The sequence below is a fragment of the Streptomyces soli genome (genome assembly GCF_003999195.1).
Taxonomy (GTDB): Bacteria; Actinomycetota; Actinomycetes; order Streptomycetales; family Streptomycetaceae; genus Actinacidiphila; species Actinacidiphila soli.
In genome coordinates this window covers 36,349-54,939 of sequence record NZ_RJVR01000266.1, presented here as the reverse complement: position 1 = coordinate 54,939, position 18,591 = coordinate 36,349, and the positions used below count along the sequence as shown (strand labels likewise).

Genomic DNA, 18,591 nt, shown 5'->3' with positions numbered 1-18,591 from the left:
GGGCGCACCGGGGCGGGCTGGCCGCGCTGAGGGCCGCCGGGGGGCGGACGGTCGCCCCGGACGGGGCGGGGCCGGCGATCGGGCGGGCGGACCTGGTGCTGGACGGCATCGTGGGCATCGGCGGCAAGGGCGGACTGCGCCCGGAGGCGGTGCCCTTGGCGGAGGCGGCGCAGGAGTCGGACGCGATCGTGGTGGCGGTCGACCTGCCGAGCGGGATCGACGCCGACACCGGCGAGGTGCGCGGCGCGGCGGTGCGGGCGGACATGACGGTGACGTTCGGCGCGTACAAGCCGGGGCTGCTCATCGATCCGGCCGCCGAATACGCGGGCGCCCTGAGACTCATCGACATCGGGCTCGGCGCGACGGTCCCGCCGGAGGCGGAGCTGGAGGCGCTGCAACACGCCGACGTGGCCGCGCTGCTGCCACAGCCCACCGGGGAGAGCGACAAGTACCGGCGCGGCGTGATCGGGGTCGTCGCCGGCTCCGAGCGTTATCCCGGCGCCGCCGTGCTGGCGGTCGCGGGCGCGCTGCGGGGCGGCGCCGGGGCCGTACGGTACGTCGGCCTCGGCGCGGAGGCGGTGCTGGCGCGCTTCCCGGAGACGCTGGTGTCGGTCGGGCCGCCGAGGAAGGCCGGGCGGGTCCAGGCCTGGGTCGTCGGCCCGGGGCTGGGCGACGGCGCGGACGCCCGGCAGGCCGTGGACGACGTCCTCGCGTCCGACGTGCCGGTGCTGGTGGACGCGGATGGCCTGCGGTTGCTGGACCGCGATCTCGTACGGTCCCGGGCCGCCGAGACTGTCCTGACCCCGCACGCCGGTGAGGCCGCCGCGCTCCTCGGCGTGTCCCGTGCGGAGGTCGAGGGCGCCCGGCTGTCCTGCGTACGGGCCCTCGCGGAGCGGTTCGGCGCCACGGCGCTACTGAAGGGGTCCACCACGCTGGTCGCCTCGTCCTCCGGCCCGGTGCGGGTGAACCCGACGGGTACGCCCTGGCTGGCCACGGCGGGCAGCGGCGACATCCTGTCCGGGCTCACGGGTTCGTTGCTCGCGGCGGGCCTCGCAGGGCGCGACGCGGCGTCGGTCGGGGCGTATCTGCACGGCCTGGCGGCGCGCATCGCATCCGGCGCGGCGGGTGCGCCGGTCTCGGCGCTGGACGTGGCCTTCGCGGTGCCGGACGCGTGGCGCGACGTGCGGGGCTGAAGGCGGGCGGCCTCTCCCGCGCGGCGCCCTGAGAGAATGATGCCGATGGAAAGTGACAGCGGAAGCACCAGCACCCTGCGCGCGTGGGCAGGCATCGACCTCAACGCCCTCCGGGCGAACGTCGAGGCCCTTCGCGCCCGTGCGCCGCGCGCCGCGCTGATGGCGGTCGTGAAGGCGGACGCGTACGGCCACGGCGCGGTCCCGTGCGCCCGCGCGGCGCTGGAGGCGGGCGCGACGTGGCTGGGCACGGCGACGCCCGACGAGGCGCTGGCGCTGCGGGCGGCCGGGATCACGGCGCCCACGCTGTGCTGGCTGTGGACGCCCGGCGGGCCGTGGAGTGAGGCGATCGAGGCGGACGTTGACGTCTCCGTGAGCGGGATGTGGGCGCTGCGCGCGGTGACCGAGGCGGCCCGCGCGGCGAAGCGCACCGCCCGCGTCCACCTCAAGGCCGACACCGGGCTCGGCCGGAACGGCGCCCAACCCGCCGACTGGCCGGAGTTGACGGCCGCCGCCCGTGCCGCCGAGCGCGAGGGCCTGATCCGCGTCACCGGCATCTGGTCGCACTTGGCCTGCGCGGACGAGCCGGGGCACCCTTCCAACGCGGCCCAGCTCACCGCCTACCGCGACAGCCTCGCCACCGCCGAAGCCGCCGGGCTCCGCCCCGAGGTGCGGCACATCGCGAACTCCCCGGCGACGCTGACGATCCCCGAGGCGCACTACGACCTCGTCCGCACCGGCATCGCGATGTACGGGATCTCGCCGGTGCCGCAGGTCGGCGGCCCCGCGGACTTCGGGCTGCGGCCCGTCATGACCCTGGGCGCGCGCCTCGCGCTGGTGAAGACCGCGCCGGGCGGCCACGGGGTGTCGTACGGGCACCACTACGTGACGCCGGGCGAGACGACGCTCGCGCTGGTCCCGCTGGGCTACGCCGACGGGATTCCGCGCCACGCGTCGAACACCGGCCCGGTGCTGGTGGCGGGGAAGTGGCGGACGGTGGCCGGTCGGGTGGCGATGGACCAGTTCGTGGTGGACCTGGGAGGGGACGCGGCGAAGGTCGGGGATGAGGCGCTACTGTTCGGTCCGGGTGATCAGGGGGAGCCGACCGCCGAGGACTGGGCGCGGGCGGCGGGCACCATCGCGTACGAGATCGTCACTCGGATCGGGCCCCGGGTGCCGCGCGTCTACGTGGGGTAAGTAGCGCGTAGCCAAAGGGAGCAGCGACACGACCATGAGCGACAGCGGTACGGGTACGACAACGGGGAGAGCGGTACAGGAGGCTGCGGAAGCCGTGGTCGAGGCGGGCAGCCGCTGGACCAAGGCCGGCTTCGTCGGCGCCGCCATCGGCGTGGTCGCCGCGGGCGCCGCCGCCGGTGTCGCGCTGGAACGGGCCACCGTCGGCCGGGACATACGCAGGAAGGCGCGGCTCGCGCTGGACGCGTCCGGCCCGTACGGCAGCCTGCGCGGCACGCCCGGCCGGGTGGCGGCCGAGGACGGCACCGAGCTCTACTACGAGGTCGAGGACGTCGACCCCGCGGTGACGCACACCGCACCGGCCCCCACACGCCGCTGGGGCGGGCTCTTCCGGCGCAATGGCGCCGCCGCGCCGCTCACCCTGGTCTTCAGCCACGGCTACTGCCTCAACCAGGACTCCTGGCACTTCCAGCGGGCCGCACTGCGCGGCAGCGTACGGGCCGTCTACTGGGACCAGCGCAGTCACGGCCGGTCCGAGCGCGGCCGGGACCAGGTGGCGGGCGGGCCGGCGACGATCGATCAGCTCGGCCGGGATCTGAAGAAGGTCATCGAGGCCGCCGCGCCGGACGGGCCGCTGGTGCTCATAGGGCACTCCATGGGCGGTATGACGATCATGGCGCTGGCGGAGCAGTTCCCCGAGTTGATCCACGAGCGGGTGGCTGGGTTCGCCTTCGTCGGTACGTCCTCCGGAAAGCTTGCCTCGGTGACGCTGGGCCTGCCGGCCGCCGGTGCGCGGGCGCTGCGCGCGCTGGCGCCGGGCCTGCTGCGGGTGCTGGGCACCCAGGTGGACCTGGTGGAGCGGGGGCGGCGGGCGACGGCGGATCTGTTCGCGGGGATCGTGAAGCGGTACTCGTTCGGGTCGGACGACGTGGACCCGGCGGTGGCGCGGTTCGCCGAGCGGCTGATCGAGTCGACGCCGATCGATGTCGTGGCGGAGTTCTACCCGGCCTTCACCGAGCACGAGAAGGACGAGGCGCTGGACGTGCTGGACAGCCTGCCCGGGCTGGTGCTGGCCGGTGACAAGGACCTGCTGACCCCGAGCGAGCACAGTCGCGCGATCGCGGAGCGGTTGCCCGACACCGAACTGGTCGTCGTCGAGAACGCCGGGCACCTGGTCATGCTGGAGTACCCGGACCTCGTCACGGGGCATCTGGCCGCGCTGCTGACCGAGGCGGCCGACGCCGCCCGCGCCCCGCTTCCGGAGGCCCTGCGCGAGCTGGCCGCCACGGACAGGACCGCCGGAGGCAGCGCCCTCGGCGCGTAGCATTCGGGCACGTGACTCCTCCCCCTCGTAAACAAGGGGGCTTCTCACTCGACTCCAAGGAGTTTCGTGACGGCCAAGCCCTGACCGCTGCCGAGGCAGATGCGCAGCATAGTACGCCGCTTCGCAGCTCCGGCACTCAGGATGCGTTTCCCGCCATGCCTGAAGGCCGGGATTCCCACGCAAGGAGAGACATGGAAGCACGCATCACTGTCAAGACCCCCGAGCAGATGAAGGACCTGGGCCGTCGGCTCGCCGGTCTGCTGGCGCCCGGCGACCTCGTCCTGCTCAGCGGCGAACTGGGGGCCGGCAAGACGACGCTGACGCGCGGGCTGGGGGAGGGCCTGGGGGTGCGTGGCGCGGTCACATCGCCGACGTTCGTGATCGCCCGGGTGCATCCGTCGCTGGTCGGCGGCCCGGCCCTGTTGCACGTGGACGCGTACCGGCTCGGCGGCGGCCTGGAAGAGATGGAGGACCTGGATCTCGATGTCTCCCTCCCCGGGTCGGTGGTCGTCGTGGAGTGGGGCGAGGGCAAGGTCGAGGAGCTGGCGGAGGCCCGGCTGCAGGTCGTCATCCACCGCGCCGTCGGCGAGGCCGACCCGGCGGTCGACGACCACGACGTGCGCGAGGTGACGGTGACGGGCGTCGGTCCGCGCTGGTCGGGGTGCGACCTGTCGGTCGCGCTGGCGGGATGACCGGGCAGACGGGTTTACGACCGTCCCGACAACTTGTCGGGAAGATGTTGCGTACGGCGCCCCTCACGTGTTCTGCTGGAATCAGAGAACTGGTTAGGGCTACCTAACCACGTCTGCCCCAGGAGGCACGCATGTCGGCCCAAGGCACCACGGACGCAGACGGCGCCCCGACGGCGCCGGGTTCCTATTCCATGCGGGACCTGCTCGCGGCCGGCCCCGCCGCGAACGCGATCAGTACGCCGCCGGACGGCGAGGCAGAGTCCTCGGAGGACGTTGACGCGGGCGCCGACGGGGACGAGCGGGACGCGGCCTAGGGCCTGTCCGGCCCTAGCGCGCCTTCACTCTTTCGGAGGAATTCGCGAGGGAGTGACAGGGGGCGGTTACGCCACCACGATGACCTTCGTGTCGATGATCGCGAGCTCCCAGAGCGCCGCGCCGTCGGCCCGCCGCTCGCGGATGCCGCCGGTGCGCTGGGAGGGGTCGGGTGAGGGCTTGGAGCCGTCGCGGGCCGCGCTGAAGCCGATGATCACACCACCGGAGGTCGCGAAGCGCACCACGTGCTCGATGGCGACGCCGTCGCCCCCCGTGCCGCTGGCGGTGCGCGAGGTCACGGTGTACGTACCCGAGGCGGGGTCGACCGTGCCGGGCGCCACGGTGAACGTACGCGTCACCTTGCCGGTGTCGCCGACCAGCCAGACCCGGTCCGCCCCCAGCGAGTAGACGACGCGCAGGCCGCTGCCGGAGTGGGCGGGCAGCGGGTAGGACTGCTGGGTCTGCGAGGGCGACGCGGACGCCGAGGCGGCGGCCGACGCGGAAGCGCCCGGGCGGCCGGCGGTGGCGCCGGCCGGGGTGCCCGAGGCCTGCACGGCCAGGACCGAGATCACGGCGAGGGCTCCCGCGGTGAGACCGGCCACGATGGTCCCCGAACCGATCCTTGCCACGGTGTGCGCTCCTCGTCATGCGGTAACGGTGCCGACGTTAGCAGTCGGCGCGAGCCGTACGCTTGTCACCGTGCTGCTCCTCGCCTTCGACACCGCCACCCCCGCCGTCACCGCCGCGCTCCACGACGGCCGGAGCGTGCTCGCCGAGTCCACGGAGGTCGACGCCCGCCGCCATGGCGAACTGCTGATGCCCGCCGTCGACCGGGTGCTGCGCGAGGCCGGCACCAAGCTCGACGCCGTGACCGGCATCGTGGTCGGCGTCGGCCCCGGCCCGTACACCGGGCTGCGGGTCGGGCTGGTCACCGCCGCGGCCTTCGGCGACGCCCTCGGCATCCCGGTGCACGGCATCTGCACGCTGGACGGCATCGCGTACGCCGCCGGGCAGGCCGGCCTGGCGGAGGGGCCGTTCGTCGTCGCCACCGACGCCCGCCGCAAAGAGGTCTACTGGGCGCGCTACGACAGCCCCCGCTCCCGCGTCACCGGCCCCGCCGTCGACCGGCCCGCCGACATCGCGGAGCAGGTCACAGGGGTGCCGGCCGTCGGCCAGGGCGCTGTGCTCTACCCCGAGGTCTTCACCGGCGTACGTACGGACCCCGCCGCCCCCGTCCACCAGTCGGCCGCCGCGCTGGTCGCACTCGCCGTCGTAAAGCTGGAGGCGGGCGAGGACTTCCTCCCCCCGCTGCCGCTGTATCTGCGCCGGCCGGACGCCCAGGTCCCCGCCGGGTACAAGGCGGTCCTGCCGAAGTGACCGCAAGCTCAGTCCAGTTGCGCGAGATGCGCTGGTGGGATCTCGACCCGGTGATGGAGTTGGAGCACGAGCTCTTCCCCGAGGACGCCTGGTCGCGCGGGATGTTCTGGTCCGAACTGGCCGACGCCCGGCACCCGGCGGCCACCCGGCACTACGTCGTGGCCGAGGCCGGCTCCCGGATCGTCGGCTACGCCGGCCTCGCGGCGGTCGCCGGCACCGGTGACGTACAGACCATCGCGGCCGCCCACGACCACTGGGGCACCGGCCTCGGCGCCCGTCTGCTGGGCGAACTGCTGCACCAGGCCACCGCCTTCGAGTGCCACGAGGTGCTGCTCGAAGTGCGCGTCGACAACAAGCGCGCCCAACGCCTCTACGAACGCTTCGGCTTCGAGCCGATCGGCTTCCGCAAGGCCTACTACCAGCCGGGCAATGTCGACGCCCTCGTCATGCGGCGCTGTGAGCCTGTCGGATGACCTCTGATCGGGCGGCCACGCCCTGGCACGCACGCTTCCCGCGTTGCCGAAATGCCCTAGTAGCTCCGCTACGAGGACATCCCGGCGCCTTGGAATCGCACGCACCAGACCGCGTCCGCTCTCCGATCGAAGGTCACCCGACAGGCTCTGAGCCGGAAAGCCCGAAAGGAAACGACACCCATGGCTGACGAGCCGCTCGTGCTCGGCATCGAGACCTCCTGCGACGAGACGGGCGTCGGCATCGTCCGCGGCCACACGCTGCTCGCCGACGCGATCGCGTCCAGCGTGGACGAGCACGCCCGCTTCGGCGGCGTCGTCCCCGAGGTCGCCAGCCGCGCGCACCTGGAGGCGATGGTCCCGACCATCCAGCGCGCCCTGAAGGAGGCCGGGGTCAGCGCCACCGACCTCGACGGCATCGCGGTCACGGCCGGCCCCGGGCTCGCCGGGGCGCTGCTGGTCGGCGTGTCGGCCGCCAAGGCGTACGCGTACGCGCTCGGCAAGCCGCTCTACGGCGTCAACCACCTCGCCTCGCACATCTGCGTCGACCAGCTCGAACACGGCCCGCTGCCCGAGCCGACGATGGCCCTGCTGGTGTCCGGCGGCCACTCCTCGTTGCTGCTCGCGCCGGACATCACCGGCGACGTACGCCCCCTGGGCTCCACCATCGACGACGCGGCCGGCGAGGCCTTCGACAAGGTCGCCCGGGTCCTCGGCCTCGGCTTCCCCGGCGGCCCCGCCATCGACCGGTACTCGCGCGAGGGCGACCCCGCCGCGATCCGCTTCCCGCGCGGGCTCACCGGCGGCCGGGACCCGATCTACGACTTCTCCTTCTCCGGGCTCAAGACGGCCGTCGCCCGCTGGGTCGAGGGCAAGCGCCGCGAGGGCGCGGACGTGCCGGTCGCCGATGTCGCGGCCTCCTTCCAGGAAGCGGTCGTCGACGTCCTCACCCGCAAGGCGATCCGCGCCTGCAAGGACAACGGCGTCGACCACCTCATGATCGGCGGCGGCGTCGCGGCCAACTCCCGGCTGCGCTCCCTCGCCAAGGAACGCTGCGAGGACGCCGGCATCGTCCTGCGCGTCCCCCGCCCCAAGCTGTGCACCGACAACGGCGCCATGGTGGCGGCCCTGGGCGCGGAGATGGTCGCCCGCGGCCGTCCCGCCTCCACCCTCGACCTGCCCGCCGACTCCTCGCTCCAGGTCACCGAGGTCTCCGTCCCCGGGCACACCCACTGATGGCGGTCGCCCTGATGTGGGAGGCCCGCGCCCTCGAAGGCCGCGGGCCCGAACTCCTGGACTGGGCCCGCACGCGCCCCCTGCCGGGCACCCCGCTGCGCCGCGAGACCCTCTCCGCCCCCGGCGACCGCGTCCTGGTCATCACCTGGTGGGAGGCCCCGTACGACGCCGACCTCCCGGAGCTGCCCGAGCCGGGGCCCGACCTCGTACGCAGGGCCGTCCACCGCTGGCGCTTCGAGTCGCTGGACGTCTCGTGACTCAGAGGTGAAAAAGGTCACCTTCGCCCGTAATAGGGTGATCGGGCGCTTAGCTTTGCTGGCATGACGGAGATGGCGGCGCCCCGCGCGCGTACCGGTGGTCCCTCGGGCGACGACGGCATGAAGGTGCTCGAGCATGTGCTCGGGTGGACGCTGGTCGTGCTGCTCGCGATGCTGGTCACCGGCCTGGGCCTGCTGTAGCGACGGCAGGCCGCCCCAGCAGCATGCTCGGGGCACCCGCGACCCGGGTCAGGAAGACCGTCGCGGAGCCGGGCCCCTGCGGCTTCACCTTCCGGCGCAGTTCCTCCGGCTCGACGGCCGAGCCGCGCTTCTTGACCGTCAGCACGCCGATCTCCCGCTCGCGCACCAGTGCCTTGAGCCGCTTGAGGTTGAAGGGCAGCACATCGGTGATCTCGTACGCGGTCGCGTACGGCACCGGCCGCAGCTCGTCCGCCGTCACATAGGCGATCGTCTCGTCGATCAGGCCGCCGTCCAGGGCCTCCGCGACCTCCGCCACCAGGTGCGCACGGATCACGGCGCCGTCGGGCTCGTACAGGTAGCGCGACACCGCCCGCACCGCCGGATCCGGCAGCCCGCGCCCCACCATGGAGGCCCCGCCGGGCAGCAGCGTCGCGCGCCGGGCCCCCGGCGCGGCGCCGGTGCCGAACCACAGCACGGCCTCCTTGACGTCCCCGTGGTCCGAGATCCACTCCGCCTCGGCCTCGTCCGGCACGGCCTCGTGCGGCACGCCGGGTGCGATCTTCAGCGCCGCGTACGGAGCCTTGCGGGCCGCCCCGATCGCCCACGACAGCGGTGGCGAATACGCCTCGGGGTCGAAGATCCTGCCCCGGCCGCCGCGCCTGGCCGGGTCCACGAAGACCGCGTCGTACGCCCCCGTGTCGACCTCCGTGACATCCGCGCACCGCACCTCGATGAGCGCCCCGAGCCCGAGCGCCTCCGCATTGGCCCTGGCCACCGCACAGGTCAGCGGATCGCGGTCGACGGCCAGCACCTCGATCCCGGCCCGCGCCGGCGCGATCGCGTCGCCACCGATGCCGCAGCACAGGTCCGCCAGCCGCCGCACCCCCAACGCCCGGAAGCGGTCCGCGCGGTAGTCGGCGACCGGCTTCCGGGTCGCCTGCTCGACGCCGTTCGGCGTGAAGTACATCCGGTACGCGTCCTCGCCGAACTTCGCCGCCGCCCGCTGCCGCAGCCGCGCCATCCCCAGCGCCGCCGACACCAGCCCGGCGGGGTGCTCCCGCCGCAGCCGGGTGGCAGTCGCCAGCTCCTGGCCGGGGTCGAACTCCCGCAGCGAGGCCAGCAGGGCCTGCCCCTCGTCGGTCAGCAGTGCAGAGAACGCGTCAAGATCCACGGTGCCCATTGTCCTGCCTGCCGCGCGCCGCTGGACTTGCGCCCCTGAAGGCTCTCGGCGCGGCATTGGCACTCCGCTTGACCGAGTGCTAAGTCCGTCCTAGTCTCGGACCTGGCACTCAGCACTGCCGAGTGCCAACCACACAGCGACGGGCAGGTCCGGCACCCGCGACGACGGGCCTACCAGGTCGCCACCCATACAGACACTCCCGTGAGCCCTTTGAAGGGGGAGGTCGGATCGTGACGACCGCCAGCACCAAGGTTGCCATCAAGCCGCTTGAGGACCGCATTGTGGTCCAGCCGCTCGACGCCGAGCAGACCACGGCCTCCGGCCTGGTCATTCCGGACACCGCCAAGGAGAAGCCCCAGGAGGGCACCGTCCTTGCCGTGGGCCCGGGCCGGTTCGAGGACGGCAAGCGTCTGCCGCTCGACGTCGCCGTCGGCGACGTCGTCCTGTACAGCAAGTACGGCGGCACCGAGGTCAAGTACAACGGCGAGGAGTACCTCGTCCTCTCGGCTCGCGACGTCCTCGCGATCGTCGAGAAGTAATCCGGTACCACCAGCCGGAACAGCAGTGACCACGCCCCGGGCATACCGTGTCATCCGACCCGGGGGCCCGGGGTGTGGTCTTTGACGAAGACTGAAGACGAGGAACCCGAGCCGGTATGGCCAAGACCCTGAAGTTCGACGAGGACGCCCGTCGCGCCCTTGAGCGCGGCGTGAACAAGCTCGCCGACACCGTGAAGGTGACCATCGGCCCCAAGGGCCGCAATGTCGTCATCGACAAGAAGTTCGGCGCTCCGACCATCACCAACGACGGTGTCACCATCGCCCGTGAGGTGGAGCTCGACGACCCGTACGAGAACCTCGGCGCGCAGCTGGTGAAGGAGGTGGCCACCAAGACCAACGACATCGCTGGTGACGGCACCACCACCGCCACCGTCCTCGCCCAGGCGCTGGTCCGCGAGGGCCTGCGGAACGTGGCGGCGGGTGCCTCCCCGGCCTCGCTCAAGAAGGGCATCGACGCGGCGGTCAAGGCCGTCTCGGAGGAGCTGCTGCGCACCGCCCGCCCGATCGAGGGCAAGGAAGACGTCGCCGCCGTCGCCGCGCTGTCCGCCCAGGACAACCAGGTCGGCGAGCTGATCGCCGAGGCGATCGACAAGGTCGGCAAGGACGGTGTCATCACCGTCGAGGAGTCCAACACCTTCGGCCTGGAGCTGGACTTCACCGAGGGCATGGCCTTCGACAAGGGCTACCTGTCCCCGTACTTCGTGACCGACCAGGAGCGCCTCGAGGCCGTCCTGGACGACCCGTACATCCTGGTCACCCAGGGCAAGATCAGCTCCATCCAGGAGCTGCTCCCGCTGCTGGAGAAGATCATCCAGTCCGGCACCTCCAAGCCGCTGCTGATCATCGCCGAGGACGTCGAGGGCGAGGCCCTCTCCACCCTCGTCGTCAACAAGATCCGCGGCACCTTCAACGCGGTCGCGGTCAAGGCCCCCGGCTTCGGTGACCGCCGCAAGGCCATGCTCGGCGACATCGCCACCCTCACCGGTGCGACCGTCATCGCCGAGGAGGTCGGCCTCAAGCTCGACCAGGCCGGTCTGGACCTGCTCGGCACCGCCCGCCGCGTGACCGTCACCAAGGACGACACCGTCATCGTCGACGGTGCCGGCGACAAGGCCGAGATCCAGGGCCGCATCGCCCAGATCAAGGCCGAGATCGCCAACACCGACTCCGACTGGGACCGCGAGAAGCTCCAGGAGCGCCTCGCCAAGCTGGCCGGCGGCGTGTGCGTCATCCGTGTCGGCGCGGCCACCGAGGTCGAGCTCAAGGAGAAGAAGCACCGTCTGGAGGACGCCATCTCCGCGACCCGCGCCGCGGTCGAGGAGGGCATCGTCTCCGGTGGTGGCTCCGCGCTCGTCCACGCCGTCAAGGTGCTCGAGGACAACCTCGGCAAGACCGGCGACGAGGCCACCGGTGTCGCGGTCGTCCGCCGCGCCGCCGTCGAGCCGCTGCGCTGGATCGCCGAGAACGCCGGCCTCGAGGGCTACGTCATCACCGCCAAGGTCGCGGAGCTCGAGAAGAACCACGGCTTCAACGCCGCGACCGGCGAGTACGGCGACCTGGTGAAGGCCGGCGTCATCGACCCGGTCAAGGTCACCCGCTCCGCCCTGGAGAACGCCGCGTCCATCGCCTCCCTCCTCCTCACCACCGAGACCCTCGTGGTGGAGAAGAAGGAAGAGGAGCCCGCCGAGGCCGGTCACGGCCACGGTCACGGCCACTCCCACTGAGGCTGACGCCTGACGAAGGCCCTTGTTCCCGCCCGGGAACAAGGGCCTTCGTACGTGGTGGAGGCTACGACGGCAGCGTGACCACACCCAGCTGACGCAGCATGCCCAGGACGTCCCAGTGCCACCAGCCTTCCTTGATCTTGCCGTCCTCGAACCGGAAGGTCGTGGTGCCCACCATCTCGACCGTCTTCCCGGTCGGCGGCATGCCCCGCATCTCTCCGGTGTTGGTGCCGCGCCAGCTCCAGCGCGTCGCCACCCGGTCGCCTTCGGCCACCTGGTCCTCGACGGTGAACGCGAAGTCCGGGAAACCCCTGCGGTAGCCGAGCGTCTCCTCCAGGAAGGCGTCGCCGCCCCGGGTGTCCTGCTCGTCGGCGACGTCGTGGTCGATGTAGTCGGACGCCACCAGCTCGTGGAACGCCCCGGCGTTCTCCGTGCCGATGATGTCCTCGAACAGCCGCCGTGCGGCGTTCTTGTTGAGCTGCTCGTCACGGACCACGTCCAGGTCCGTGAAGGTCGGCATCTCGTCGCAGAGCGCCACCATCTCCTGGAAGATCCGGTCGGTCTCCGGGAGTTTCGAGTTCCGCATCGCCTCCTCGTACGACGGGAACTCCACGATCTCGACGTAGTGGTTGTCCGTGGTGTGGTCCCTGCCGATGAGCGAGTGAGTGGCGGTCCGCTTGCCCTGCGTCGCCTCGACCCACGTGTCCATGAGCCGGTTCATGTCGTCGTACCGACTGGTCTTGCAGTCGATGATCTGGACGAATGTCATGGTGCCTCCAAGGGTCCATGAACGATCCCCCCACACCATTTTAGGACGGAATGCCCCGTCTAATCCCTCGGGTACGCCGGTCCGAACCTCCGGTCGGCCTTCGTCGAGAACCGGCCGAGCACCCCGCTCGGCGTCAGCCGCGCCGCCGCGGCCACCGCCTTGTACCGGACGTCGGGGACGCTCAGCGACCTGCCGCGCGCCAGATCCCGGATGGCCGTCGCGACCACCTTGTCGGCGTCCAGCCATGCCCACGCCGGGATCTTCGTGGCGTCGATCCCGGCCCGCTGGTGGAACTCCGTACGTACGAATCCCGGGCACACCGCCATCAGCCGCACGCCGGTGCCGGCCAGCTCCTTGTCCGCGCCCTGCGAAAAGCTCACCACCCACGCCTTGCTCGCCCCGTACGTCCCGCGCGGCAGGAAGGCCGCGATCGAGGCCACATTGATCACATGGCCGCGCCCGCGCTCCATCATGACCTCCGTCGCCGCACCGGTCAGCCGCAGCACCGCCTCGACGTGCAGCTTGACCATCCGCAGCTCGTCCGCCATCGGGGTGTCCCCGAAAATCCCGCGATTGCCGAACCCGGCGTTGTTCACCAGCAGCCCCACCGGCCGGTCCCGATCGCGCAGCCGGGTCTCCACCGCCTCGATGCCCTTGTCCGTCGACAGATCCGCCGGCAGCACCTCCACCGGCACCCCGTACTTCTGCCGCAGCCCACCCGCGGCCTCCTCCAGCCGTTTCTCGTTCCGTGCGACCAGCACCAGCCCGTGCCCGTCGCCCGCCAGCCGGCGCGCGAATGCCGCCCCGAGGCCCGCTGTGGCTCCCGTGATCAGTGAAGTCGTCATGCCGGCAACGCTAACGCCCCGTCAGCCGCTTACGGGTCAGCGCCTTGTCCTCCTCGGGCAACGCGTCGGCCACGAGAAGCCGGGGGAGCAGCTCAGGCTCGGTCGTCACCGCCCGGAACTGCAGCGCCACCGTCACGTCGTGGTCCGGACGGTGTACGACCTCGATCGGATCCCCGGCGCGGATCTCTCCCGGCGCGATCACCCGCAAATAGGCGCCCGGAACAGCCGCCTGCGTGAAGCGCTTGATCCATCCGGCCCGGTCGAGCCATCCCTGAAAAGTCCCACAGGGAATGCGGGCACAGGAGACCTCCAGCACGACCTCCTGGCCGATGCGCCAGCGCTCCCCGATCAGGGCACCGTTGACATCCAGACCTCCAGTGGAAAGGTTCTCGCCGAACACCCCATTCCCCAACCGGTGTCCGAACTCCCGCTCCCACCCGTCCAGATCCTCCCGAGCATAGGCATAGACAGCCTGGTCAGTGCCCCCGTGGTGCGCCACGTCATACACCCGGTCCCCCGCCAGCCCCACCGCCCCCGTGCCCTTCGGCCCAGGGGCCGTCACCCGTACCTGCCCCCCCACCGGCTGCTTGTCGATCCCGGTGAGCTCGGGCCCGGTCTTCCAAGGATTGGCCCGCGGCCTGCCGACGTTCACAGAGAGCAGCTTCATAACCCGACCGTACGGGCGCCTTCCCCCTGCCGCATCGGGTTTGTGGCGCTTCGCCGGCTTCGGGACGGCTGCGCCGGACTCCCGCCGCCGCGCCGGGGCGCCGCCTGCGCCTTCGCCGGGTGGCCGGGTTGGGCCGGCCCCAGTCCCTCCCCAGCCTTCGGCCGGGGGCACCCCCAGGGGGACGGCCTACCCCCAACCCGCAGGCAGAGAGGAGCAGGCAGCAGCGGCGGGGAGGTCCGGGCTCGGAGGGGTGGGGGTTCTGGACGCTCCTCGTATTTGTGTGCGGCTACTTCCTCTAAAGGAAACTTACTCAGTAGCGGCGGCGCGAGTCCAGAGCTCTTCGGCGTGCTCCGCGAAGCGGTCGAACATTCCGCCCTCGCCGTGCCGTCGCAAGTGGAGGAGGGGCGAGTCATGCCCGACGAGTCGGGCAAGGTGCGGCGTCACCAGGGCTTCGTCATCGAAGCGGAACACGGACAGAGCGATGTGTGAGGCTGCGTCCTGCGCGCCAGAGAATCGCGTCTCCACTCCCTCTACAGGGCCAAGTTTGGCTAGCTCGCCGAGCGTGATCTTGATACGCGTGGAAACCGTCAGAGGAACGTCTTCGATCTCCTGGCGTTGGAGCGTTACGTCACAGTCGGGGTCGCCCAACAGGAAGCGCACGCGGCACCCGGCCGCAGCTTTGGCCCGGAGCGTGGCCGAGAAGGCTGGTTGCTGAGTCCAGAGGAAGTAATTGGTGTAGCCAGCGAAGAATAGATCACCCGTGGAGTCGGCGATCAAGTCTGCCCATAGGGTCGACGGGCATGCGGATCGGTAAGGGTAGCTGTGGACGATCTCTCGGTCGGTTCCGGTCTTCACCCTGTCCGTGACTGCTTTCGGCCACAGCATTTCAGTGTCAACTCCCAACGCCCGCGAGGCGTCTTCCCGGTTTCTGGCGTGAGGAATCAGCTCGGCGTCCGCCATCCAGCGCTCCACGGTCTTTACGGACACCCCTACCTGTAGGGCGAGTTGGCGCGGTGACAGCCCAGCCGACTGCATAGCTGACCGTAGAGATGTATTCAAGGCTCCCCCAGCGGACGTTTGGGCGTTCTTCACGGTACCGCCTGAACGCTCCAACTGTCGCTTGTGCATGGCTCATACGTCCCGTGTGGGCCGTCACGATCGGGACAAGCAACGAGACCCCGGCGACCGCGTGAACGGTCCCGGGGCGTGGCCAACCTGAGGAAAGCAGGTCGACGTGCAGGACTTTATCGCCCACCGGTTCGGATCAGTAGTGGCGCTGGGCCCACGCTGGATCTACAGCGGGGAGGTAGCGCAGTGAGGGCTACCGGGGAGCCTCCGCTCCGTGATGAGCCGTTGGCCGTGGGGATGCTGGCCGTGGATACCCGGCGGGACAAGATCGGAGAGGTTCGGGGCCACGTTGGCCCGTATGTGCAGATGCGCCCGCAGGACGGTGGTCTGGAGTGGGACGCGCGTCCGGAGGATGTTCAGCCGCTCAGTGCGGCAGAGTCGTTGAGTGTCCGGGTGGCTGAGGCGAACCGGCGTAGCCGTGGGCGGGGGTGCTGATGAGCGTCCGGGCGGTCATCAAGGCGGCGGAGTGGACGCTGAGCGAGGAGACGGCGGAGGGTGCTCCGCGAGGGATCTTCGGCGTCCTGTGCATCGCGTGTGGTGTGGAGTCGCCGTGCGTGGATGACGACCGGTTGCCGGTGGAGGTGTGGGCGATCAAGCACACGGGCCTGAACCCGATGCATCGTCAGTATCAGCCGAAGATCCTCGGCTTCTGGCGGGTCGATCCGGCCCCGGGCAACCCGTACCTTGAAGTGGCAGCGGGCGGGGGCGAGGGGCAGTGATGCGGTTAGGCGCGTTCGTCTGCCGGTTCGCGGGCCCGCTGTTCATCGTCGCGGTGTCGGGCTCGATCGGCTTCGTCGTCGGGGTGACCCTGGCCCTCCCCAACCCCTGAAGCTCCTGCCCCGACTGGGCTCCGTCTTGCCGCCTGGTCGGGGCGGGTTCGATCGGCCCCGGTTATCCGCATCTCCCCCGGTGCGGATGGCCGGGGCCTTATGTCGTGTCCGGGGCGCGGTGCCTTCGTGGCGCGGTGTGGGCACGCGGCCGGCGCTGTGAGGCCTTTGGGCGGGAGCTGCCATGGGGCGAGAGAACAGGGGGCCATACGCTCACCGGCGACCGGGCAGCCTGCTGCCTGCCCGCGTTCAGCCCGGTCGGCCCCCTGGTCTTAGGACTCAGATCAAAAAGAGGCTTTCAGGCGTCGCCAGCAGATGATCGCGCAGCCGAGGGTGAGGAAAACTTGGTGGATGTCGGCGCGGATCTCCCAGCGGATGCGCAGTCGGCGGAACCAGAGCAGGAGGGCGAAGGCAGCTTCCACGACCCAGCGGTTCTTGCCCAGGCCGCTGCCGTGCTCGGTGCCGCGGCGGGCGATGAGCGGGCGGATGCCCAGCTCGCGGACCTGGCGGCGGTAGATGTCGTGGTCGTAGCCCCGGTCGGCGTAGAGCACGCCGGGGCGCCGACGCGGCCGTCCGCGCTTGCCGCGGATCGGCGGCACGGCGTGGATCAGGGGCAGGAGCTGGGTGACGTCGTTGCGATTGCCGCCGGTCACGGTGGCGGCCAGCGGGATGCCGTGGGCGTCGACGATGACGTGGTGCTTGCTGCCCGTCTTGCCACGGTCCACCGGCGAGCGCCCGGTAGCGTCCCCGCCCTTCAAGGCCCGCAGGTGGGAGCCGTCAACAGAGGCGCGGGACAGGTCAAGCACGTCGCCGGCGCGCAGTTCGGCGAGCAGGAGTTCGTGCAGTTTCTGCCACACGCCGGCCTCGTTCCAGTCCCGCAGTCGCCGCCAGCAGGTCATCCCGGAACCGAAGCCGAGCTCCTGCGGGCAGTGCGGCCCCGCCGTCGGCCATGTCCACCGCCCAGGTCACCTCGTCCGCGAGGGCGAGGACGTCGGCGAGGAGCTGGAGGAGATCCGGCTCGTCGTTGGCCACCCCCCGCGACAGCAGCTTGGTGGCGTCGGCGTCGAGAACGAGGCAGTGGTGGTGGGTCTTGCCGCTGTCGACTCCGGCCCATATCTGGCTCATCGTGCTCCAGAAGATCGTCGTTGCAGTGCGTACCACGGACGACCTCGCCGGCATTGCCTTACACAGTGACTTGTTCGCACTTCCCAATCAGCGGCCCGGTCGTCGTGGGGTGCCGGGCGGCGAAGCGTGTTCAGCCATGATCGGCAGCCGCCTGAAAGCCACACCCAGCGCCCCTGGGCGACCCAACCCTACGAATGGCTCGATCCACCCGTCCAAGAACGTAAGGCTGCCTGACTCCCACTCCCGCACACACGTGCGTTTTATGGAAGTAGCTGTGCGGCATGCCGGGCGAGGCAGCGGAGGGCCCCGGGCCGACTTCACCAGGCCCGTCACGCACGTAAATATGTCGGTCCAGAGGACCCCCAGCCCCGGAGGCCCCGGACCGCACCCACCGCTACGTGCCCCTACCCACCCGCGATCACGCCGAGCATCCGGTCGACGTCGGCCGTGGTGTTGTACAGATGGAACGCCGCACGCAAGTGCCCCGCCCGGGCGGAGACTTTGATGCCGGCGTCGCTGAGCCGGCCGGTCGTGTCGCCGAGCCCGGGCACGGACACGATCGCGGAGCCCGCAGCGGCGCCGGCCGGGACGGCCTTGTGGCCGAGGTCCGCGAGGCCGGCGCGGAAGCGCTCGGCGAGAGCGAGGTCATGGGCGCCGATCGCGTCGACCCCGAGCCGTTCCACGAGTGCCAGCGATTCGGCCGCCGCCACATACGGCAGAAAGGGCGGCATGACGTCGTAGCGCCGCGCCGACGACGCGATCACCTGGACGGGGCCGTAGCACTCACCCCAGGGATCCTCGGCGGCGTACCACCCGGCGAAGTGCGGGGAGACCCAGTCCTCGGCGCGCTCACGAACGGTCAGGAAGGAGACCCCGCGCGGGCAGAGCAGCCACTTGTAGGCACCGCACACCACGTAGTCGTACGCGCCCCCGCTCAGCGGAAGCCACCCCGCCGCCTGCGTGGCATCGACCAGCACCCGCGCCCCGTGCTCCACGGCAGCCGCCCGCAGGCCCGCGAGGTCGGCGACCCGCCCGTCGGCGGACTGTACGGCGCTGACCGCGACCAGCGCGGTACCCGGCCCGACGGCCTCCGGGACGCCCTCCAGGGGGACGATGCGAAGCGTGACGTCGGTCCGGGTCGCGAAGGGGTTCACCAGGGAGGAGAAGTCGCCCCCGGCGACGACGACCTCCGCGCCGGCCGGCAGCGCCGCCGCGATGAGCCCGACGTGGGTCGCGACGGCCGAGCCCACGGCCACCCGGTCGGCCCCGACCCCGGTGAGCCGGGCGTAAGCCCCTCGCGCCGCGGCGACGGCGGCCTCGTTCTCGGTGAAGGTGGTCGAGCCGTCGGCCCACCCGTCGACCCCGCGCCGCAGGGCTTCTGCGGCGCTGCGTGGGCCGAGACCCGCCGAGGCGGTGTTCAGATACGTCGTCCCGGGCGCGGGCGAGAACTCGGCACCGACCACTGCCTCGAAGTGCTCTGTGGGGATCTCCATGTCTCCTGAGACTGAGGCCG

The 18,591-nt window shown here is 71.4% G+C and carries 20 protein-coding genes and 2 pseudogenes; 13 read left to right on the top strand and 9 right to left on the bottom strand.

Annotation, left to right across the window (positions count from 1 at the left end):
- The 5 genes from EFK10_RS28640 to EFK10_RS28620 all read left to right on the top strand — a co-directional run.
- Positions 1–1,193: NAD(P)H-hydrate dehydratase (locus EFK10_RS28640; protein ID WP_127358548.1), on the top strand; the 1,193-nt coding region annotated here is incomplete at its 5' end.
- Between the two features lie 45 nt (positions 1,194–1,238).
- Positions 1,239–2,387, top strand: a complete 1,149-nt coding sequence (alr, locus tag EFK10_RS28635) for an alanine racemase (protein WP_127358547.1) — start codon at positions 1,239–1,241, stop codon at positions 2,385–2,387.
- Positions 2,388–2,421: 34 nt separating this feature from the next.
- Positions 2,422–3,708: an alpha/beta fold hydrolase gene (locus tag EFK10_RS28630; protein WP_127358546.1), complete on the top strand. Its 1,287-nt coding sequence runs from the start codon at positions 2,422–2,424 to the stop codon at positions 3,706–3,708.
- 191 nt (positions 3,709–3,899) lie between these two features.
- Positions 3,900–4,400 (top strand): tRNA (adenosine(37)-N6)-threonylcarbamoyltransferase complex ATPase subunit type 1 TsaE, encoded by a 501-nt coding sequence (tsaE, locus tag EFK10_RS28625; RefSeq protein WP_240677525.1) that lies wholly within the window; start codon positions 3,900–3,902, stop codon positions 4,398–4,400.
- 131 nt (positions 4,401–4,531) lie between these two features.
- On the top strand, positions 4,532–4,714 hold the full coding sequence (locus tag EFK10_RS28620) for a hypothetical protein (protein WP_127358544.1): 183 nt from the start codon (positions 4,532–4,534) through the stop codon (positions 4,712–4,714).
- A gap of 66 nt (positions 4,715–4,780) precedes the next feature.
- Here EFK10_RS28620 and EFK10_RS28615 read toward each other — a convergent pair whose 3' ends face one another.
- Entirely contained in the window at positions 4,781–5,341 is a 561-nt protein-coding gene (locus EFK10_RS28615) for a hypothetical protein (protein ID WP_240677524.1), read from the bottom strand.
- Positions 5,342–5,411: 70 nt separating this feature from the next.
- Between EFK10_RS28615 and tsaB the strand changes: the two genes are divergently transcribed.
- From tsaB to EFK10_RS28590, 5 genes are all read left to right on the top strand, one after another.
- Complete coding sequence (gene tsaB / locus EFK10_RS28610; RefSeq protein WP_127358555.1) at positions 5,412–6,089, top strand: tRNA (adenosine(37)-N6)-threonylcarbamoyltransferase complex dimerization subunit type 1 TsaB; 678 nt, start codon at positions 5,412–5,414, stop codon at positions 6,087–6,089.
- 26 nt (positions 6,090–6,115) lie between these two features.
- Positions 6,116–6,562 (top strand): ribosomal protein S18-alanine N-acetyltransferase, encoded by a 447-nt coding sequence (gene rimI, locus EFK10_RS28605; protein ID WP_206305621.1) that lies wholly within the window; start codon positions 6,116–6,118, stop codon positions 6,560–6,562.
- 180 nt (positions 6,563–6,742) lie between these two features.
- Complete coding sequence (gene tsaD / locus EFK10_RS28600; protein ID WP_127358542.1) at positions 6,743–7,795, top strand: tRNA (adenosine(37)-N6)-threonylcarbamoyltransferase complex transferase subunit TsaD; 1,053 nt, start codon at positions 6,743–6,745, stop codon at positions 7,793–7,795.
- Positions 7,795–8,052 (top strand): hypothetical protein, encoded by a 258-nt coding sequence (locus tag EFK10_RS28595; protein WP_127358541.1) that lies wholly within the window; start codon positions 7,795–7,797, stop codon positions 8,050–8,052. Before tsaD ends, EFK10_RS28595 begins: the two co-directional genes overlap by 1 nt.
- 63 nt (positions 8,053–8,115) lie before the next feature.
- Positions 8,116–8,253, top strand: coding sequence for an SCO1431 family membrane protein (locus EFK10_RS28590; RefSeq protein ID WP_127358540.1), 138 nt, complete (start codon positions 8,116–8,118; stop codon positions 8,251–8,253).
- Here the strand turns inward: EFK10_RS28590 and EFK10_RS28585 are convergent.
- On the bottom strand, positions 8,231–9,433 hold the full coding sequence (locus EFK10_RS28585) for a class I SAM-dependent methyltransferase (protein WP_206305620.1): 1,203 nt from the start codon (positions 9,431–9,433) through the stop codon (positions 8,231–8,233). The genes EFK10_RS28590 and EFK10_RS28585 overlap by 23 nt on opposite strands.
- A 230-nt stretch (positions 9,434–9,663) precedes the next feature.
- Between EFK10_RS28585 and groES the strand changes: the two genes are divergently transcribed.
- Together groES and groL are read left to right on the top strand one after the other, a co-directional pair.
- Positions 9,664–9,972 carry a co-chaperone GroES gene (gene groES / locus EFK10_RS28580; protein ID WP_127358538.1) on the top strand — a complete coding sequence of 103 codons (309 nt, stop codon included), beginning with the start codon at positions 9,664–9,666 and terminating at the stop codon, positions 9,970–9,972.
- A gap of 116 nt (positions 9,973–10,088) precedes the next feature.
- Complete coding sequence (gene groL, locus EFK10_RS28575) at positions 10,089–11,717, top strand: chaperonin GroEL (protein ID WP_127358537.1); 1,629 nt, start codon at positions 10,089–10,091, stop codon at positions 11,715–11,717.
- Positions 11,718–11,781: 64 nt separating this feature from the next.
- Here groL and EFK10_RS28570 read toward each other — a convergent pair whose 3' ends face one another.
- The 4 genes from EFK10_RS28570 to EFK10_RS28555 form a co-directional block, all read right to left on the bottom strand.
- Complete coding sequence (locus tag EFK10_RS28570; RefSeq protein ID WP_127358536.1) at positions 11,782–12,486, bottom strand: ester cyclase; 705 nt, start codon at positions 12,484–12,486, stop codon at positions 11,782–11,784.
- A 59-nt stretch (positions 12,487–12,545) separates the two neighbouring features.
- Positions 12,546–13,331, bottom strand: coding sequence for an SDR family NAD(P)-dependent oxidoreductase (locus EFK10_RS28565; protein WP_127358535.1), 786 nt, complete (start codon positions 13,329–13,331; stop codon positions 12,546–12,548).
- A gap of 10 nt (positions 13,332–13,341) precedes the next feature.
- Positions 13,342–13,998, bottom strand: coding sequence for an MOSC domain-containing protein (locus EFK10_RS28560; RefSeq protein WP_127358534.1), 657 nt, complete (start codon positions 13,996–13,998; stop codon positions 13,342–13,344).
- A 306-nt stretch (positions 13,999–14,304) separates the two neighbouring features.
- A complete protein-coding gene (locus EFK10_RS28555) occupies positions 14,305–14,958 on the bottom strand; it encodes an XRE family transcriptional regulator (protein WP_322973423.1) in 654 nt (217 codons plus the stop codon).
- Between the two features lie 602 nt (positions 14,959–15,560).
- On the opposite strand from EFK10_RS28555, the gene EFK10_RS28545 reads away from it, so the two are divergent.
- Positions 15,561–15,845, top strand: coding sequence for a DUF7848 domain-containing protein (locus EFK10_RS28545; RefSeq protein ID WP_456318736.1), 285 nt, complete (start codon positions 15,561–15,563; stop codon positions 15,843–15,845).
- Between the two features lie 392 nt (positions 15,846–16,237).
- Here EFK10_RS28545 and EFK10_RS28540 read toward each other — a convergent pair.
- The 3 genes and pseudogenes from EFK10_RS28540 to EFK10_RS28530 form a co-directional block, all read right to left on the bottom strand.
- Positions 16,238–16,879 (bottom strand): annotated as a pseudogene (locus EFK10_RS28540) (IS5 family transposase); the annotation flags it as partial.
- 1 nt (position 16,880) lies between these two features.
- Positions 16,881–17,078: pseudogene (locus tag EFK10_RS28535) on the bottom strand (IS110 family transposase); the annotation flags it as partial.
- 404 nt (positions 17,079–17,482) lie between these two features.
- Positions 17,483–18,571, bottom strand: coding sequence for an aminotransferase class V-fold PLP-dependent enzyme (locus EFK10_RS28530; RefSeq protein WP_127358532.1), 1,089 nt, complete (start codon positions 18,569–18,571; stop codon positions 17,483–17,485).
- Positions 18,572–18,591: the final 20 nt, after the last annotated feature.

What these genes read in the sequence shown, in the direction of transcription:
- tsaD (WP_127358542.1), top strand. Translation starts at nt 6,743, where the DNA reads ATGGCTGACGAGCCGCTCGTGCTCGGCATCGAGACCTCCTGCGACGAG.
- EFK10_RS28560 (WP_127358534.1), bottom strand. Translation starts at nt 13,998, where the DNA reads ATGAAGCTGCTCTCTGTGAACGTCGGCAGGCCGCGGGCCAATCCTTGG.
- EFK10_RS28555 (WP_322973423.1), bottom strand. Translation starts at nt 14,958, where the DNA reads ATGGCGGACGCCGAGCTGATTCCTCACGCCAGAAACCGGGAAGACGCC.
- EFK10_RS28530 (WP_127358532.1), bottom strand. Translation starts at nt 18,571, where the DNA reads ATGGAGATCCCCACAGAGCACTTCGAGGCAGTGGTCGGTGCCGAGTTC.
- EFK10_RS28595 (WP_127358541.1), top strand. Translation starts at nt 7,795, where the DNA reads ATGGCGGTCGCCCTGATGTGGGAGGCCCGCGCCCTCGAAGGCCGCGGG.
- EFK10_RS28630 (WP_127358546.1), top strand. Translation starts at nt 2,422, where the DNA reads ATGAGCGACAGCGGTACGGGTACGACAACGGGGAGAGCGGTACAGGAG.
- EFK10_RS28585 (WP_206305620.1), bottom strand. Translation starts at nt 9,433, where the DNA reads ATGGGCACCGTGGATCTTGACGCGTTCTCTGCACTGCTGACCGACGAG.
- EFK10_RS28620 (WP_127358544.1), top strand. Translation starts at nt 4,532, where the DNA reads ATGTCGGCCCAAGGCACCACGGACGCAGACGGCGCCCCGACGGCGCCG.
- EFK10_RS28590 (WP_127358540.1), top strand. Translation starts at nt 8,116, where the DNA reads ATGACGGAGATGGCGGCGCCCCGCGCGCGTACCGGTGGTCCCTCGGGC.
- rimI (WP_206305621.1), top strand. Translation starts at nt 6,116, where the DNA reads ATGCGCTGGTGGGATCTCGACCCGGTGATGGAGTTGGAGCACGAGCTC.
- EFK10_RS28570 (WP_127358536.1), bottom strand. Translation starts at nt 12,486, where the DNA reads ATGACATTCGTCCAGATCATCGACTGCAAGACCAGTCGGTACGACGAC.
- tsaE (WP_240677525.1), top strand. Translation starts at nt 3,900, where the DNA reads ATGGAAGCACGCATCACTGTCAAGACCCCCGAGCAGATGAAGGACCTG.
- groL (WP_127358537.1), top strand. Translation starts at nt 10,089, where the DNA reads ATGGCCAAGACCCTGAAGTTCGACGAGGACGCCCGTCGCGCCCTTGAG.
- EFK10_RS28565 (WP_127358535.1), bottom strand. Translation starts at nt 13,331, where the DNA reads ATGACGACTTCACTGATCACGGGAGCCACAGCGGGCCTCGGGGCGGCA.
- alr (WP_127358547.1), top strand. Translation starts at nt 1,239, where the DNA reads ATGGAAAGTGACAGCGGAAGCACCAGCACCCTGCGCGCGTGGGCAGGC.
- EFK10_RS28545 (WP_456318736.1), top strand. Translation starts at nt 15,561, where the DNA reads ATGAGCGTCCGGGCGGTCATCAAGGCGGCGGAGTGGACGCTGAGCGAG.